The following is a 15,946-nucleotide window of genomic DNA, read 5'->3' as shown; positions in this document are numbered from 1 at the left end:
AGGAGGCAGCGTTTTTTATGGCTCGTTGTCCGACTCAGCTATCGGGCGTCTGTTCAGCCAAGGCCACCGCGCGGAACATCGCGCGACGCTTGTTCAGGGTTTCTTCCCATTCCAGTGCAGGCACCGAGTCGGCGACGATACCGCCACCGGCCTGCACATGCAGCTCGCCGTCCTTGATCACCGCGGTACGAATGGCGATGGCCGTGTCCATGTTGCCGTTCCAGGCGAAATAACCTACCGCCCCGCCATACACGCCACGCTTGACCGGCTCCAGCTCGTCGATGATTTCCATCGCGCGAATCTTCGGCGCACCGGACAAGGTGCCCGCTGGCAGAATCGCCCGCAGCGCGTCCATCGCGGTCAGTCCAGCCTTCAACTGGCCAGTGACGTTGGAAACGATGTGCATCACGTTGGAATAACGCTCGATCACCATCTTCTCGGTGAGCTTCACCGAACCGATCTCGGAGACCCGCCCGGTGTCGTTGCGCCCCAGGTCGATCAGCATCAGGTGTTCGGCGATTTCCTTGTCGTCGGACAACAGGTCCTTCTCCAGCGCCAGATCCGCCTCTTCGCTGGCGCCGCGTGGACGGGTGCCGGCGATCGGGCGAACGGTGATCAGGTTGTCTTCGACCCGCACCAGCACTTCCGGCGAACTGCCGACCACATGGAAGTCGCCGAAGTTGAAGAAGTACATGTAAGGCGTCGGATTGAAGCAACGCAGGGCGCGATACAGGTCGATCGGCGCCGCCTTGAAATCGATGGACATGCGCTGCGACGGCACCACCTGCATGCAGTCGCCCGCCAGGATGTACTCCTTGATGGTATCGACGGCACGTTCGTAGTCACCCTGGGTGAAGCTGGAGCGGAACACCGGGTCGGCCGCCTGCTGCTTGCTGAAGTCCAGGCCAGGACGCGGGGTGATGGGCTGGCGCAGCTTCTCCAGCAACGCTTGCAGGCGTGCCTGGCCTTGCTCGAAAGCATCGTCCCGGGACGGGTCGGCGAGGACGATGGCGTGCATCTTGCCGGCGAGGTTATCGAACACCACCACGGCGTCGGAGACCATCAGCAGAATATCCGGCACACCGATCGGATCCGGGTTCGGACATTTGCCCAGGCGCTTCTCCACATAACGCACACAGTCGTAACCGAAGTAGCCGACCAGGCCACCGTTGAAACGCGGCAGGCCAGCGATGGTCGGCACCTGGTAGCGCGCCTTGAACTCTTCGACGAATGCCAGCGGATCGGCCACGTCATGGCTTTCGGTCTCGACGCCATCGACGGTAATGCTGACGTGATGGTCATGCACCCGCAGTACGGTGCGGCAGGGCAAGCCGATGATCGAATAACGGCCCCACTTCTCGCCGCCCTGCACCGACTCCAGCAGATAGGAGTTGGGCTGGTCAGCCAGTTTCAGGTAGATCGACAGCGGCGTGTCGAAGTCGGCCAGGGTTTCGCAGGCAAGCGGGATGCGGTTGTAGCCGGCAGCGGCCAAACGCAGGAATTCTTCGCGGATCATGAGGTGCCTCGTGGCTTGAGGTTCTGACAGTCAGGTATGCAAACACGCCGGAAGACCGGCCAGGAACAAGTCAGGCGCGCCAACGCCAGCGGGCCAGGGCCTTGATGACTTTCATCCAGAGTTTGCGAGTGACCACCACGATGGCGTTTCCAGGAGGGGATTGAACAGCGTCGGGCAACGTTATCTCAGCGGCCGGATCCAGGCAACCGGGAATTAGCTGGCGCAGATCGTCGATCACCAGGGCCGGCATTTCCTCGGCAATCGGCCGTCCGTGGTTGTAGCCATAGCTCAATGCCACGCACTTCACACCCGCGGCTTTCGCCGCCTGCACGTCGCTGCGCGAGTCACCGACGAACAATGATTGCGAGGCCGGGATACTGGCCATTTTCATGACGAAGAACAGCGCTGCCGGGTCGGGTTTCTTCTGCGGCAGGGTATCGCCACCGATGATCCAGCGGAAATAACGGCCGATCTTCATCTGATCCAGCAAGGGCGCGACGAAACGCTCCGGCTTATTGGTGATCAGCGCCATTTCCACACCCTGCTTGTGCAGCCATTTGAGGGTGTCGCGCACGCCAGGGTAGACCACGGTCAGTTCGTGGCCATCCTCATAGGCATTGTTGAACAGCTCCAGCCCGCGCTCAGCCTCGACATCGTCGACGCCCTGCGCCGCGATGTCGTTGGCCAGGGCCCGGCGCACCAGCATCTGCACGCCGTTGCCGACCCACTCGCGCACCGCCTCGATACCGGCGGGCGGGCGCCCCAGTTTGAGCAGCATGTCGTCCACGGCCGCCGCGAGGTCGGGAACCGAATCGACCAGGGTGCCATCCAGGTCGAACATCACCAGCCGCGGCAGACGCCCCGGGAACAGCTGCTCGAAACCGCTCATGGACGGGCCAGCGCCAGTTCGGCGCGCATCTTCTCGATCACGTCCCGGTAATTCGGCGCATTGAAGATCGCCGAGCCCGCGACGAAGGTATCGGCGCCCGCGGCAGCGATTTCGCGAATGTTGTGCACATTCACCCCGCCGTCGATTTCCAGGCGGATATCGCGACCGGAAGCGTCGATCAGGGCACGGGCCTCACGCAGCTTGTCGAGGGTGCCCGGAATGAACTTCTGACCGCCGAAACCCGGGTTGACGCTCATCAGCAGGACCATGTCGACCTTGTCCATGACGTACTTGAGCACGTCCAGCGGGGTGGCCGGGTTGAACACCAGGCCAGCCTTGCAGCCGCCTTCGCGGATCATCTGCAGGGAACGGTCGACGTGCAGCGTGGCTTCCGGGTGGAAGGTGATGTAAGTCGCACCGGCCTCGATGAAGTCGCCAATGATGCGATCCACCGGGCTCACCATCAGGTGGGCGTCGATCGGCGCGGTGATGCCGTACTTACGCAGGGCAGCGCAGACCATCGGACCGATGGTCAGGTTGGGTACGTAATGGTTGTCCATGACATCGAAGTGCACGATATCGGCGCCAGCGGCGAGAACATTGTCCACTTCCTCGCCCAGGCGGGCGAAATCGGCGGAGAGGATCGACGGAGCAATTGCGAAGGGCTGCATGACGCACCTTTTTGAGCAGAATCACGGTGGCGCGCATTGTATACCTCATGCTTTGGCGCGCGCACCGTGACCGCGATGATCAGTAAGCTGCGCGATATATCTTCTCTATATCGCCCGGGCTCAGTTTGCGCGGGTTGTTGCGCATCAGGCGCTCGATCCCCGCGGCCTCCACCGCCATGGACGGAATGGCCTCCTCCGGCACCCCGAAGCTGCGCAGCCCCGAGGGAATCTCCACCGCGGCGCAGAGCTGGGTCATGGCCTCGACCGCCTTGTCGGCCGCCTCGGCCGCGCTCAGACAAGCGGTCTTCACCCCCATGGCCTCGGCGATATCCTGCATGCGCTCGACACAGGCCATCTTGTTCCAGGTCATGACGTACGGCAGCAGCAAGGCATTGCTGACACCATGGGCGATGTTGAAGCGCCCGCCCAGTGGATAAGCCAGCGCGTGCACCGCGCCGACCCCGGCGTTACCGAAGGCCATGCCGGCCATCAGGCTGGCGGTGGCCATGTCTTCGCGGGCCTGCAAGTGGGCAGGATTGGCGTATGCCTTGGGCAGCGCCTGGGCGATCAGCTTGATGGCGCCAAGGGCCAGGGAGTCGGTGATGGGCGAGGCGTTGAGCGACAGATACGACTCAATGGCATGCACCAGGGCATCGACACCGCTGGCGGCAGTCACACCGCGCGGGCAGGTCAGGGTCATCTGTGGGCTGACCAGCGCCACATCCGGCAACAGGTAATCGCTGACAATGCCCTTTTTCAGCTGCGCGACCTTGTCCGAGAGAATCGCCACATTGGTGACTTCGGAGCCAGTGCCCGCCGTGGTGGGAATGGCAATCAGCGGCGGCCCCTTGCGCGGTACCTGGTCGATCCCGAACAGGTCTTCCAGCGCCCCGTGATAACCGGCGTAGGCCGCGACGCTTTTGGCGATATCGATGGCGCTGCCGCCGCCCAGGCCGATCAGCCCGTCGTGCCCGCCCTCGCGGTAAACCTGCATGCAATCTTCGACGATGGCAATTTCCGGGTCGGGCAGCACCCGGTCGAAAATCTCGTAATCCCGCCCCCCCAGTTGCGCCAGCGCCAGCTCCACGGTACCGGACTTGACCAGCGCGGCATCAGTGACGATCAGCGGGTTATCGATATCCAGGCGGCTCAGTTCGGTGGACAGTTGCTCGATCGCGGCGGAGCCGGTGAGCAGTTTGTGGGCGATTTTGAAAGAGGAAAGACTCATGTGCGCGGCCTCTTACTATAGGGGGGAGCTGGCACAAGAGTAGCTGGGGATTGCAGGTTGTCTGCTATTTCAGCGATGAATGCCGGAGCAGATCGCCCCCACGGCCGACGCGGGAGCGATCTGTCAGTGGCGATCAGACCGGGGCGGTACGCAGTTTTTCGCTGCGGCCACGCAGCCACTCCAGGGTCAGCAGCAGGATCACCGAGAAGGCGATCAGCAGTGTCGCCGCGGCGGCGATGGTCGGGCTGAGGTTTTCGCGGATACCGCTGAACATCTGCCGGGGCAAGGTGGCTTGCTCGGGACCGGCGAGGAACAGCGTGACCACCACTTCATCGAACGAGGTAGCAAAGGCGAACAGCGCGCCGCTGATCACCCCCGGCGCGATCAACGGCAGGGTCACCCGGCGGAACGCCGTCAGCGGCGAAGCGCCAAGGCTGGCCGCGGCCCGCACCAGGTTCTGGTTGAAGCCCTGCAAGGTGGCCGAGACCGTGATGATCACGAACGGCACGCCCAGCACGGCGTGGACAATGATCAGCGAGAAGAAGCTGTTGCCCATGCCCAGGGGCGCGAAGAACAGGTAGCTGGCCACGCCGATGATCACCACCGGCACCACCATCGGCGAAATCACCAGCGCCATCACCAGCGCCTTGCCGGGGAAGTCGCCGCGGGTCAGGCCGATGGCCGCCAGCGTGCCGAAGACCATCGCCAGTACCGTGGCCGCCGGGGCGACGATGATGCTGTTCTTCAGGGCGCGCATCCATTCCGCCGAGCCGAAGAAGTCGTGATACCACTGCAGCGAGAAGCCTTGCAGCGGGTACACCAGGAAGCTGCCCGAGTTGAACGACAGCGGAATGATCACCAGCACCGGCAGGATCAGGAACAACAGGATCACGCCGCAGAGAATCCGCAAGCTGTAGAACCAGACCCGCTCGACGGGCGACATGTAAGGGCTCAGCATTTCGATTCTCTCCTTAGCTCAGGCGCAGGCGACTGGCGCCCACCAGCCAGCTGTAAATCAGATACAGCACGATGGTCGCCAACAGCAGCAGGCCGCCCAGCGCGGTCGCCATGCCCCAGTTGATGCTGGTGTTGGTGTAGAAGGCGACGAAGTAGCTGACCATCTGGTCGTTCGGGCTGCCCAGCAACGCCGGGGTGATGTAGTAGCCGATGGCGAGGATGAACACCAGCAGGCAACCGGCGCCGACGCCGGCATAGGTCTGCGGGAAATACACCCGCCAGAAGCTGGCGAACGGGTGGCAGCCGAGGGAAATCGCCGCACGCATATAGGTCGGCGAGATGCCTTTCATCACGCTGTAGATCGGCAGGATCATGAACGGCAGCAAGATGTGCACCATGGAGATGTAGACCCCGGTGCGGTTGAACACCAGTTCCAGCGGCTTGTCGATCACACCCATGGCCATCAGCGCGCTGTTGATCAGGCCGCCCGATTGCAGCAGCACGATCCACGCCGCCACGCGCACCAGGATCGAAGTCCAGAACGGCAGCAGCACCAGAATCATCAGCAGGTTACTCTGGCGCGCCGGCAGGTTGGCCAGCAGGTAAGCCAGAGGATAGGCCAGCACCAGGCAGATACCGGTAATCACCAGGCCCATCCAGAAAGTCCGGGCGAAGATATCCAGGTAGATGGCCTGGTCAGGAGTCGCCGGGGCGATCTCCCCCAGGTCGTCGATCCGATGGTCGACGGCGGCCAACAGGTAGAACGGCGTCAGGTTGCTGGTGTTGCGGCGTACCGCCTGCCAGTAGGCCGGGTCGCCCCAACGCTCGTCGATGGCCTCCAGCGCTTCTTTATAGGAAGCCGGTTCCTCCTTGAACGGCAGGGCCCGGGCGGTTTTGGTCAGCAGGCTGCGATAGCCGGCCAATTCCATGTTCAGTCGCTTGGACAGATCGCCCAGGGTTTGCTGCTTGCGCGCTTCGGCCAAATCCTCGCTCAGCGCCTTGTACACCGACTCGGCCGGCAGGCCGCGTCCGTCCCAACCGGCCACGGCGACCACGGTGCGCGGCATGCCTTCGACCACTTCCGGGTTACCGACGCTCTTGTACAGCAGCGCGGCGATAGGCACGAGAAACACCAGCAGCAGGAACAGCACCAGCGGCGCGATCAACGCTTGCGCTTTCCAGCGGTTGACCCGCTCGGCACGCGCCAGGCGCTGCTTGAGGCTGGGGCTGGTGACCTCGTTCAGGGGAACGCTAATGGCCATGACGAACTCCGCAAATCTTTAAACGGTAACGGCGTCACCCGCGGGTGACGCCGCCCATGCATGACGCCTTACTTGGCCGCCCACGAGTTGAAACGCTGTTCCAGTTGCTCACCGTTGTCAGCCCAGAAGCTGACGTCGATCTGCACCTGGTTGGCGATGTTTTCCGGGGTGGTCGGCATGTCTTTCAGGATGTCCTTGGCCAGCAGCGGAACCGCCTGGGTATTGGCCGGACCGTAGGCGATGTTTTCCGAGTAGGTCTTCTGCTGCTGCGGCTGCACCGAGAAGGCGATGAATTTCTTCGCCGCTTCAGCGCGGGTCTTGTCCAAGCCTTTCGGAATGGCCCAGGCGTCGAAGTCGTAGATACCGCCATTCCACACGACTTTCAGGTTGCTTTCCTTCTGTACCGCGGCGATCCGGCCGTTGTAGGCCGAACTCATGACCACGTCACCGGAAGCCAGGTACTGCGGCGGCTGGGCGCCGGCTTCCCACCACTGGATGCTCGGCTTGAGTTCATCGAGCTTCTTGAAGGCACGATCCTGGCCGTCCTTGCCGGCCAGCACCTTGTACACATCCTTGGGCGCGACGCCGTCGGCCATCAGGGCGAATTCCAGGGTGTACTTGGCGCCCTTGCGCAGGCCGCGCTTGCCCGGGAATTTCTGGGTGTCCCAGAAATCCGCCCAACTGGTCGGCGCGGTCTTCAGCTTGTCGGCGTTATAGGCCAGGACGGTCGACCAGACGAAGAAACCCACGCCACAAGGCTGGATCGCGCCCTTGACGTAGTCCTCGGGCTTGCCGAACAGCTCGGGGTCGAGCTGCTCGAACATGTCTTCGTCGCAACCGCGGGACAGCTCCGGCGACTCGACTTCCACCAGGTCCCAGGACACGCTCTTGGTGTCGACCATGGCTTTGACCTTGGCCATCTCACCGTTGTATTCGCCAGCGACGATCTTGCCATTGCCCGCGGCTTCCCACGGGGCATAGAAGGCCTTGACCTGGGCCGCCTTGTTCGCCCCGCCAAAGGACACCACGGTCAGGTCCGGGCCCGCCGCCATCGCGTGCGATGCGCCCATCAGGCCCAATGTCAAAGCGGTGAATTTCAGGGATCTCAACATTTATTGTTCTCTCCACGTGCAGGGTTGGTGAAGCAAGGGGGCGATCAATGCGCCTCTAGAAGTGGGTCGAGCGCGCGAACGTGCTCGACCTGCCAGCCAAGCGGAACCACATCGCCCACCGCCAGCTCCGGATCGAGCTCGGCAATCGGCTGTTTCACGAAGAAGTCGGTCTTGCCACAGACTTCCAGGCGAACCCGGACGTGGTCGCCCAGATAGATGAATTCCGCCACCCTCCCTGAGAAGCGGTTGACACAGCTTTCGCTGGAGCCGTTGAGGCTCACGCGCTCCGGACGAATCGACAGGGTCACCGGCTCGCCGGTCTTGCCGACGTTGACCGCCAGCGCCTCGACCTTCTCGCCGCGCCCCAGCTCGACCACACAGCGGTCACCGCTGTGGCTGTGCAGGCGGCCGTTGAGGCGGTTGTTCTCGCCGATGAAGTTGGCGACGAAGGTGTTCTTCGGCTCTTCGTAAAGGGTCCGAGGCGGGGCGATCTGCTGGATCTCGCCCTGGTGGAACACTGCGACCCGGTCGGACATGGTCAGGGCTTCGCCCTGGTCGTGGGTCACGTAGACCACGGTCACGCCGAGACGTTGGTGCAGGTGCTTGATTTCCATCTGCATGTGTTCGCGCAGCTGTTTGTCCAGCGCGCCGAGGGGTTCGTCCATCAGCACCAGCTGCGGCTCGAACACCAGCGCCCGGGCCAGGGCCACCCGCTGCTGCTGGCCACCGGACAGTTGCGCCGGATAACGCTGGGCGAAGGATTCAAGCTGGACCATGCTCAGCACGCGTTTGACCCGCTCGCTGATATCGGTCTTGCTCAGGCCGCGCACCGACAGCGGGAATGCCAGGTTCTCGGCCACGGTCATGTGCGGGAACAACGCATAGTTCTGGAACACCATGCCGATATCGCGCTTGTGCGGCGGCACGTTGTTGATCGCCCGCCCGGCCAGCTGGATCTCCCCGGCGGTCGGGGTCTCGAAGCCGGCCAGCATCATCAGGCTGGTGGTCTTGCCGGAGCCGGATGGCCCGAGCAGGGTAAGGAACTCGCCTTTGCGAATTTCCAGGTTGAGGTCTTTGACGATCAGGTTTTCGCCGTCGTAGCTCTTTTGCACACCACGAAAACTGACCAGTACATCACTCGTCCCAGCGCTTGAATCGACCTCGCTCATACCCACACCTTTTGTTTTTTGACGGCTGTGGACTAAGCCTAGTGGAGCCCACAAGCCGCGCAAATCGGGGGGTATGAGAGATTGGCCTCAGCCGGATGGAAGGTTCCTTGTAGGAATCCCCCTACAAAGATGGCGCGATTGGACAAGTCCCGGCACAAGCCCGGCGAGGATCATGGCCATAAGCCGGTTTTCGTGTCGCAAATAGGTACGTGTAGCCGCTGCCGCAGGCTGCGATCGGCCCGAAGGGACGCCTGCGGTCTTGAGTCCGTCGAGGCCCTGCGGACCTATCGCAGCCTGCGGCAGCGGCTACAGATCCATTCAGAGCAGCTTGTGCTCCATCGCGTACTTCACCAGCTCGGCCAGGGAGGTGATGTTGAGCTTCTGCATCAGCCGCGCCTTGTGGGTACTGATGGTCTTGCTGCTCAAGGCCAGCTGTTGGGCGATATCGTTGACGTTGGCACCCTGGGCCAGCCGTTCGAACACGGAAAACTCGCGCTCCGACAGCAAGGAATGCAGGGGCCGGGTGTCCGTCAGGCCGACTTCGAAGACCATCCGGTCGGCCAGCTCCGGGTCGATATAACGCCCGCCCGCCGCCACCTTGCGGATCGCCGTCAGCAGCAGCGCCGGGTCGCTGTCCTTGGTGGCATAACCGGCCGCCCCCACCTTCAGCGCCCGGGCCGCCATCTGCGCTTCGTCGTGCATCGACAGCACCAGGATCGCCGGCGGATTGTTCAGCGCGCGGATCCGCGGGATCGCCTCCAGGCCGTTGACGCCAGGCATGGAAATATCCAACAGCACCACCTCGCAAGGCACATGGCGCAGGGTTTCCAATAGCTGCTCGCCATTGCTCGCCTCCCCCACCACCGTCAGGTCCTTGGCCAGGCCGATCAACTGCTTGATGCCTTCGCGAACGATGGTGTGGTCTTCGGCTACCAGTACACGGATCACAGCTCGTACCTCTTCTTATTGGTAATGATCTCTGCAGCAGTGAATCTGCTCGCGCCTACAGGTCCAGCGGCACAGTCACGCTCAGGGTGGTGCCCTCGCCCAGCTGACTGTCCAGGCTCAGGCTACCGCCCATGATCAGCACCCGCTCGCGCATGCCCACCAGACCGAAGGACGTCGGCCGCCCGGTCTCGACCACGAAACCCTGCCCGTCGTCGCTGATGGTCATACACAGTTGGTTCTGCTCGAGGCTCAGGGTCAGCTCGACAGTATGCGCCTGTGCATGGCGCATCACGTTAGTCAGCGCCTCCTGGAGGATGCGGAACAGACCGATGGCCTTGGCATCGCTGAGCACCGGCAGATTGTCGGGCACCTGCACCAGGCAAGGAATCTGTGTGCGCGCCTCGAAACGCCGCGCCTGCCACTCGATAGCCGAGGCGATGCCGGCATCGAGAATCGGCGGGCGCAAGGCCGTGGCCACATCGCGCACCAACTGGAACAACTGGGCGATCAGGCGCTTCATGCTGTTCAGGCGTTCGTGCAGCCCCGGATCGAGCTGCGCGTAGGCCAGCTCGCACATCGAGGTCTCCAGCTTGAGCACCGTGAGCATCTGCCCCAACTCGTCGTGCACTTCCCGGGCGATGCGCGCCTTTTCCTCTTCGCGCACGCTTTCCAGGTGCGCCGACAACTCGCGCAGTTGCTCCCGCGAACTGGCCAGCTCCAGTTCGATGCGCTTGCTTTCGCTGATGTCCCAGACGATGCCGTCCCAGACATAGGCGCCATCCTCGAGCTGGCGAGTGATGGCCTTGATTTCCGCCCAGCGCTGTTCGCCCTGCCGGGTCAGGATCCGCCCCTGCCAGGACCAGTCGCTGTCGGTGTCCAGGGCATGATCCTGGGTCTGGTGATAACTGGCCCGATCCTCAGGATGCACCAGGCTGCGCAGCCCTATGTCACGGTGGCTGAGGGTCGCCGGGGAATAACCCACCAGGCTCTCGCTGCCTTCGCTGATGTAGGCGAAATCGATCTGCCCGGTCACCGGTGCCCGTTCCAGGCGGAACACCAGCCCCGGCACATTGGCGGCGATCCCCTGCAATCGCGCCTCGCTTTCCTGCAGGGCGGCCAGGGCGCGACGACGCTCGGTGACGTCTGTGAGATAAACCACCAGGTACTCGCCATCGCGAAAACGCAGAAAGCTCAGCGACACATCGGCCGGCAGGATGCTGCCATCGGCGCGGACACACTGGGTCTCGAAGCTGGGCGGCGCGTCCTCGCTGGCCCGGGCGCGCTTCCACAGGCCAAGCCAGCGGTCCATGTGCAGGTTGGGTTCGAAGTCGCTCAACGGCCGGTCGACCACCGCCCCCGGCGCATAGCCCAGCATGCTTTCGGCCGCGCGATTGGCGTAGCGCACATGGCTGTCCCAGTTGACCCACAGAATGCCCACCGTGCTCTGGTCGATGGAAAACTGGGTCAGGCGCAAGGCTTCTTCACTGGCCTCGCGCCGGGCCAGGTCCTCGCGGGTGGCCAGCAGCCGCTGTTCGAGCGTCTGTTGCTGGCGGCGCTGCCAGATAACGATGGCCATGCTCGCCAACAGCAGCACGGCCAGCAGCAGGCTGAGGTTCTGCCAGAAACCGCGGGACTCGCTCAGCCGCGGATACTTGGGCTGCAGCCAGCGATTATGCAGCTGCTCCAGGTCCTTGGCGGCGATACCGTGCAAGGCGCGTTGCACGATGTCCGCCAGCTCGGGCCAATCGCGCCGGGTCGCCACCCGCAACAGTTGCGGCAGGCCGATATCGCCCACCACCGCCAGGCCGGCGAACTCCGGCTCCGCCGACAAACGACTGAGCTGTGCTTCATCGATCACCGCATAACGCGCCTGCTGGCTGAGCAGCAATTGCAGGGCCTGGCGCTCCAGGGGCACACCCTGCAGATTGAGGTTGGAATAGGTCGCCCGCAGGTAGTCCGCCACCGCACTGGGCATGCGCACCGCCACGCGGGTCTGGCTGTCGAGCTTTTCCAGCTCCACCGCGCCGGCGCCCTTCTGCTCGCCGACCACCAGTTGCGGCACGCGCATATAGGGATCGGAAAACTGCCAGAGCCGCAGGCCGGCCGGGGTCTGGCTCAGGCCCGGGGCCATATCCACTTCACCGGCACGCACCGCCGCTTCCAGTTGCGCCTGATCGGCAAAGTTGCGCCAGCTCAGCTCGACCTTCATCGCCTGGGCCAGCCACTGCATCAGTTCGATATTGGCGCCGGACAAGCGTTGCAGCCGTCGGTCGTACTGGGCATAGGGAGCCTGGAGCACCACGCCGACCCGCAATTCCCGGTGCTGCTCCAGCCACTGCTGTTGCGCGGGGCTCCACTGCGCCTGGGCGATATGTGGCGCAGGCACCGCCCGTGCCATCAAGGGAAGGCAGATACAGCCGATAACCAACAGGCAGCGAAAACGCATCATCTGAAGTCTCACACACTGACAAATACTGACCAACCCATTAGGCTGCCGGGATTACTTCTGGCCTGGAATAACCGATGTCCCTTGTCCACCGCACGGCACTGCCCGCATTGTGCCTGTCGCTGATCCTGCCTTGTGCCTTTTCGGTCGAGGCCGCCGATCCGCAAGCCGCCCCGGCAGAACAGCCTGCCGCGGAAAAACCGGCCGAACGCCAGCCGCTCCTTGAGCGTAGCCAGGAAGATGCAACGGCCCTCGAACGAGTCCTGCCATCCAGCGAACAACAGTCACTGCAAGCCGGCAGCGAGAGCTTTCTGGCCCTGTGGAAACCCGCCAACACCAGCGACCCCAAAGGCGCGGTGATCATCATCCCGGGCGCTGGCGAAACCGCTGACTGGCCTCAGGCAATCGGCCCTTTGCGCAACAGATTGCCGGATGCCGACTGGAGCAGCCTGAGCCTGACCTTGCCCGACCTGCAAAGCGATGCGGCGCAACCCCGCATCGTCGAGGCCGAACCTGCGCCCGCGACCGCCGACACTAGCAGCAAAGATGCCGCCACGGCAGCGCCCAAACCGATCGAACAGGCCGCCGGTGGCGAAGCCGAGATCGCCGATCGCGCGGTGGTGGAGAGTAGCGAAGAACAGGCCAAGGCCGACGCCGAGCGGATTTTTGCCCGTATCGACGCCGCGGTGACCTACGCCCAGCAGCAGAACGCCCGCAGCATTGTGTTGCTGGGTCATGGCAGCGGCGCCTACTGGGCCACGCGCTACCTGAGCGAAAAACAACCACCGGAGATTCAAAAGCTGGTGCTGGTGGCTGCCCAGACCCCGTCCATCGGCAACCCCGGGCTGGCGGAACTGACGCCGACCCTGAAGCTGGCGACCGCCGATTTTTTCTACAAGGACAACGCACAGGCTCGCAAGAACGCCCTGGAACGCCTGCAGGCGAGCAAGCGCCTGAAGAATGCCAACTTCACCCAGGTCTCGCTCAATGCCCTGCCGGGCAACAGCACGGCTGAAAACGAGCAGCTGTTTAGACGCGTACGCGGCTGGCTGAGCCCGCAACCCGCGCAAGACTGAATCCCGCCGCGCCCGGTCCCGCTCCTGTTTTTGGCAAGGTGCGGGGCCGGGCGTGGGGCATTTCCCTCTAGCGAGTCTCTCTAACGAAAGTCCCGACGCTCGCGGATCAGTGCGTAAGCGCTGTGCAGCTCGCGAGTTTTCTCCGTGGCTTCACGCACCTGCAAGGGGCTTGCGCCGCTGCCGGCAATCTTGTCCGGGTGATGGCGACTGAGCAGGCGCCGGTAGGCGCGCTTGATCTGCGACGGCTCGCTGGTCGCCGAGACACCGAGCAGGCGCAACGCGTCCTGATAGGTGCCACTGCTGTTGGCCAACGGCTTTTTGCTCGGCTCATAGTCCGCCGCCAACGCCTGCACCTGCTGCACAGTCCAGCCCAGCCACTTGCCCCAAAGCTGGATCAGCTCGCGCTCGGAGGGGCTGGCCCGGCCATCGGCCCAGACCATCCGCCAGCAAGCGCGCAACACACCCTCGGCAGCATGAGGCTGCGTCGCCAGGCGTCGCAGGTAGCCCCGTAGCCGATCGTTACCCGACTTGCCCCGATTGAACGCGGCAATGGCGCGGCGCTGCGCGGCTTCGCTCATGTCCAGCGAACGCATTTCCAGACGCGCCTGCTGGATATGCCCATCGACCACCCGGCCATCGCTTTTCGCCAGCCGCCCCAAGAGCACGAACAGCAGTTCATCGTTGCGCAGCGCCGGTCGACCGCCCAGACGCTCACGCACCTGGGCCCAGCTATGCAATTGCAAACGCCGGTCCAGCGCCTGTCCCAGCAACGCTCCCAGCATGGCCCCCGGAATACTGGCTATGGCAAAGCCAGCCCCGGCTCCGATCAGAGTCCCTGGCCACAACATATCAACGGCTCGCTTCTAACAAGGTTTCGACTTCCGCCAGACGCTCATGGGTGCCGACATCGACCCAGTGTCCCTGCAAACGCTCGCCGCTGACCTGTCCATCGGCCATGGCCTTGCGTAGCAGGGGCGCCAGCTTGAACGCGCCCGGTGTGCAGCCCTGGAACAGGTCCGGGTGCAATACCGCGATGCCGCTGTAGGTCAGGGTCTGCGCGCCCGGCTCGGCGTCTCGCACCCGGGCATCGCTGAGGATGAAATCCCCGGCGGTGTGGTGAGCCGGGTTATCCACCAGCACCAGATGCGCCAACGCATCCAGCGGACGGTTCAACCAGCGGAAATCGTAATCGGTCCAGACATCGCCATTGACCACCACAAAGGGCTCGTCGCCCAGCAAGGGCAAGGCGCGGAAAATACCGCCGCCGGTTTCCAGCGGCTCGCCCTCTGGCGAATAGCGGATGCTCAGGCCGAAGCGCGAGCCATCGCCCAGATGATCTTCGATCTGCTGCCCCAGCCAGGCGTGGTTGATGACGACTTCGGTAAAGCCCGCCCGGGCCAGTGCTCGCAGGTGGTACTCGATCAGCGGCACACCGGCGGCGCGGATCAATGGCTTGGGCGTGGTCAGGGTCAAGGGGCGCATCCGTTCGCCCTTGCCCGCGGCCAGAATCATTGCCTTCATACACAGGCTCCGACCGATTGACGCAGGCTGGCCAACAGTTCACCCAACTCCGCCAGCTCTGGCCGACGAGCCAGGACGGCCTCTATATAAGCGAAGAAACGCGGCACGTCGCCCAGGTAACGGGGCTTGCCGTCGCGGTGGCAGATCCGCGCGAAGATCCCGATCACCTTGAGATGGCGTTGCACGCCCATCAGGTCGCTGGCGCGCAGGAAATCCTCGAAATCGGGTTGTACCGCGATACCGAGCCGGGACGCTTGCTGCCAGTAGTCCTCCAGCCAGCCGCGCACCCGCGCTTCGGGCCAGCTGAGAAAAGCATCCTTGAACAGGCAGGTGACGTCATAGGTCACCGGGCCATAGACCGCGTCCTGGAAATCCAGCACGCCCGGATTGGGTTCGCTGAGCATCAGGTTGCGCGGCATATAGTCACGATGCACCAGCACCTTGGGCTGGGCCAGGGCGCTTTCGATCAACAGCTCGCTGACCCGCTGCCATTGGCCGCGCTGGCGCTCATTCAGCTCGACGCCCAGCTCGCGCCCCACGTACCACTCGGGGAACAGTTCCAGTTCACGGCGCAGCAAAGCGACGTCATAACTGGGCAACGGCGCATCCATCGGCAATTGCTGGAAAGCCAGCAAGGTTTGCAGTGCATCCTTGAACAGGGCGTCGGCATTTTCGCCGTCGATCACGTCCAGATAGGTTTTGTTGCCCAGGTCATTGAGCAAAAGAAAGCCGCGCGGCAAATCTTCTGCATAAATTTTCGGCACATTGGTTGCGGATTTTGCCAACAGATGGGCGATATCCACGAAGGGTTTGCAGTTTTCCTGCGGCGGCGGAGCATCCATCACAACAAAGCTGCGGCCTTCGCCTTCCCAGCGGAAATACCGCCGGAAACTCGCGTCGCTGCTGGCCGCGGTCAATGTGGCCGGGGGCACGGGGCCCCATCCGTTGGAGGCATAAACAATCGACAACTGTTCATCGAGCCAAACTTTCAGGTGTTGCAAGCGTACATCTTGGTCAGGCATTGCAAGGGTCTCCGACGGCGCTAGCCGTCAAGCGGGTCATGCTTTATTATCCAGCATCTTTTTCAGACCATCGAGAGGCGTGCGGCCCACACCGCGGGCAGATGGCACGCAGGAAGCCCGGACTAATAA

The 15,946-nt window shown here is 63.3% G+C and carries 14 protein-coding genes; 1 reads left to right on the top strand and 13 read right to left on the bottom strand.

Going from position 1 to position 15,946, the window contains the following annotated elements; all coding sequences use genetic code 11:
* Positions 1-34: 34 nt before the first annotated feature.
* The 10 genes from trpE to AC07VU_RS07340 all read right to left on the bottom strand — a co-directional run bounded on the left by trpE (position 35) and on the right by AC07VU_RS07340 (position 12,201).
* Positions 35-1,516 (bottom strand): anthranilate synthase component I, encoded by a 1,482-nt coding sequence (trpE, locus tag AC07VU_RS07385; RefSeq protein WP_457275073.1) that lies wholly within the window; start codon positions 1,514-1,516, stop codon positions 35-37.
* Positions 1,517-1,586: 70 nt separating this feature from the next.
* A complete protein-coding gene (locus tag AC07VU_RS07380) occupies positions 1,587-2,405 on the bottom strand; it encodes a phosphoglycolate phosphatase (RefSeq protein ID WP_007926157.1) in 819 nt (272 codons plus the stop codon).
* Entirely contained in the window at positions 2,402-3,076 is a 675-nt protein-coding gene (rpe, locus tag AC07VU_RS07375; protein WP_007926156.1) for a ribulose-phosphate 3-epimerase, read from the bottom strand. The genes AC07VU_RS07380 and rpe overlap by 4 nt, the downstream gene beginning before the upstream one ends.
* Positions 3,077-3,155: 79 nt before the next feature.
* Positions 3,156-4,304 carry an iron-containing alcohol dehydrogenase gene (locus AC07VU_RS07370; RefSeq protein WP_495029661.1) on the bottom strand — a complete coding sequence of 383 codons (1,149 nt, stop codon included), beginning with the start codon at positions 4,302-4,304 and terminating at the stop codon, positions 3,156-3,158.
* A 133-nt stretch (positions 4,305-4,437) separates the two neighbouring features.
* Positions 4,438-5,262 (bottom strand): ABC transporter permease, encoded by an 825-nt coding sequence (locus AC07VU_RS07365; RefSeq protein ID WP_007926154.1) that lies wholly within the window; start codon positions 5,260-5,262, stop codon positions 4,438-4,440.
* A gap of 13 nt (positions 5,263-5,275) precedes the next feature.
* Complete coding sequence (locus tag AC07VU_RS07360; RefSeq protein ID WP_495029660.1) at positions 5,276-6,523, bottom strand: ABC transporter permease; 1,248 nt, start codon at positions 6,521-6,523, stop codon at positions 5,276-5,278.
* 68 nt (positions 6,524-6,591) lie between these two features.
* A complete protein-coding gene (locus tag AC07VU_RS07355) occupies positions 6,592-7,635 on the bottom strand; it encodes an ABC transporter substrate-binding protein (protein ID WP_007926152.1) in 1,044 nt (347 codons plus the stop codon).
* A gap of 44 nt (positions 7,636-7,679) precedes the next feature.
* The gene (locus AC07VU_RS07350) at positions 7,680-8,804 is read right to left on the bottom strand and encodes an ABC transporter ATP-binding protein (RefSeq protein ID WP_087089362.1); all 1,125 of its coding nucleotides are present in this window, start codon (positions 8,802-8,804) and stop codon (positions 7,680-7,682) included.
* 318 nt (positions 8,805-9,122) lie between these two features.
* Positions 9,123-9,752 carry a response regulator gene (locus AC07VU_RS07345; protein ID WP_007926150.1) on the bottom strand — a complete coding sequence of 210 codons (630 nt, stop codon included), beginning with the start codon at positions 9,750-9,752 and terminating at the stop codon, positions 9,123-9,125.
* Positions 9,753-9,807: 55 nt separating this feature from the next.
* Positions 9,808-12,201 carry a PAS domain-containing sensor histidine kinase gene (locus AC07VU_RS07340; RefSeq protein WP_495029659.1) on the bottom strand — a complete coding sequence of 798 codons (2,394 nt, stop codon included), beginning with the start codon at positions 12,199-12,201 and terminating at the stop codon, positions 9,808-9,810.
* A 74-nt stretch (positions 12,202-12,275) separates the two neighbouring features.
* On the opposite strand from AC07VU_RS07340, the gene AC07VU_RS07335 reads away from it, so the two are divergent.
* The gene (locus AC07VU_RS07335) at positions 12,276-13,274 is read left to right on the top strand and encodes an alpha/beta hydrolase family protein (protein ID WP_495029658.1); all 999 of its coding nucleotides are present in this window, start codon (positions 12,276-12,278) and stop codon (positions 13,272-13,274) included.
* A gap of 80 nt (positions 13,275-13,354) precedes the next feature.
* On the opposite strand, the gene AC07VU_RS07330 is transcribed toward AC07VU_RS07335, so the two are convergent.
* From AC07VU_RS07330 to AC07VU_RS07320, 3 genes are read right to left on the bottom strand one after another with little or no spacing between them, the layout of a single operon-like run.
* Complete coding sequence (locus tag AC07VU_RS07330) at positions 13,355-14,122, bottom strand: TerB family tellurite resistance protein (protein ID WP_053262871.1); 768 nt, start codon at positions 14,120-14,122, stop codon at positions 13,355-13,357.
* Between the two features lies 1 nt (position 14,123).
* Complete coding sequence (murU, locus tag AC07VU_RS07325; protein WP_495029657.1) at positions 14,124-14,795, bottom strand: N-acetylmuramate alpha-1-phosphate uridylyltransferase MurU; 672 nt, start codon at positions 14,793-14,795, stop codon at positions 14,124-14,126.
* Entirely contained in the window at positions 14,792-15,817 is a 1,026-nt protein-coding gene (locus AC07VU_RS07320; RefSeq protein ID WP_457275083.1) for an aminoglycoside phosphotransferase family protein, read from the bottom strand. The genes murU and AC07VU_RS07320 overlap by 4 nt, the downstream gene beginning before the upstream one ends.
* Between the last annotated feature and the right edge of the window lie 129 nt (positions 15,818-15,946).

The sequence above is a fragment of the Pseudomonas sp. GW821-FHT02B10 genome (assembly GCF_059421865.1).
The sequence above is the reverse complement of the archived record's forward strand: the minus strand, read 5'-3'. Positions and strand labels throughout refer to the sequence as shown.

Excerpts from the sequence above, each read along its gene's own strand:
- AC07VU_RS07320 (WP_457275083.1), bottom strand. The coding sequence starts at position 15,817 with ATGCCTGACCAAGATGTACGCTTGCAACACCTGAAAGTTTGGCTCGAT.
- AC07VU_RS07330 (WP_053262871.1), bottom strand. The coding sequence starts at position 14,122 with ATGTTGTGGCCAGGGACTCTGATCGGAGCCGGGGCTGGCTTTGCCATA.
- murU (WP_495029657.1), bottom strand. The coding sequence starts at position 14,795 with ATGAAGGCAATGATTCTGGCCGCGGGCAAGGGCGAACGGATGCGCCCC.
- rpe (WP_007926156.1), bottom strand. The coding sequence starts at position 3,076 with ATGCAGCCCTTCGCAATTGCTCCGTCGATCCTCTCCGCCGATTTCGCC.
- AC07VU_RS07365 (WP_007926154.1), bottom strand. The coding sequence starts at position 5,262 with ATGCTGAGCCCTTACATGTCGCCCGTCGAGCGGGTCTGGTTCTACAGC.
- trpE (WP_457275073.1), bottom strand. The coding sequence starts at position 1,516 with ATGATCCGCGAAGAATTCCTGCGTTTGGCCGCTGCCGGCTACAACCGC.
- AC07VU_RS07340 (WP_495029659.1), bottom strand. The coding sequence starts at position 12,201 with ATGATGCGTTTTCGCTGCCTGTTGGTTATCGGCTGTATCTGCCTTCCC.
- AC07VU_RS07370 (WP_495029661.1), bottom strand. The coding sequence starts at position 4,304 with ATGAGTCTTTCCTCTTTCAAAATCGCCCACAAACTGCTCACCGGCTCC.
- AC07VU_RS07380 (WP_007926157.1), bottom strand. The coding sequence starts at position 2,405 with ATGAGCGGTTTCGAGCAGCTGTTCCCGGGGCGTCTGCCGCGGCTGGTG.
- AC07VU_RS07335 (WP_495029658.1), top strand. The coding sequence starts at position 12,276 with ATGTCCCTTGTCCACCGCACGGCACTGCCCGCATTGTGCCTGTCGCTG.
- AC07VU_RS07360 (WP_495029660.1), bottom strand. The coding sequence starts at position 6,523 with ATGGCCATTAGCGTTCCCCTGAACGAGGTCACCAGCCCCAGCCTCAAG.
- AC07VU_RS07355 (WP_007926152.1), bottom strand. The coding sequence starts at position 7,635 with ATGTTGAGATCCCTGAAATTCACCGCTTTGACATTGGGCCTGATGGGC.
- AC07VU_RS07350 (WP_087089362.1), bottom strand. The coding sequence starts at position 8,804 with ATGAGCGAGGTCGATTCAAGCGCTGGGACGAGTGATGTACTGGTCAGT.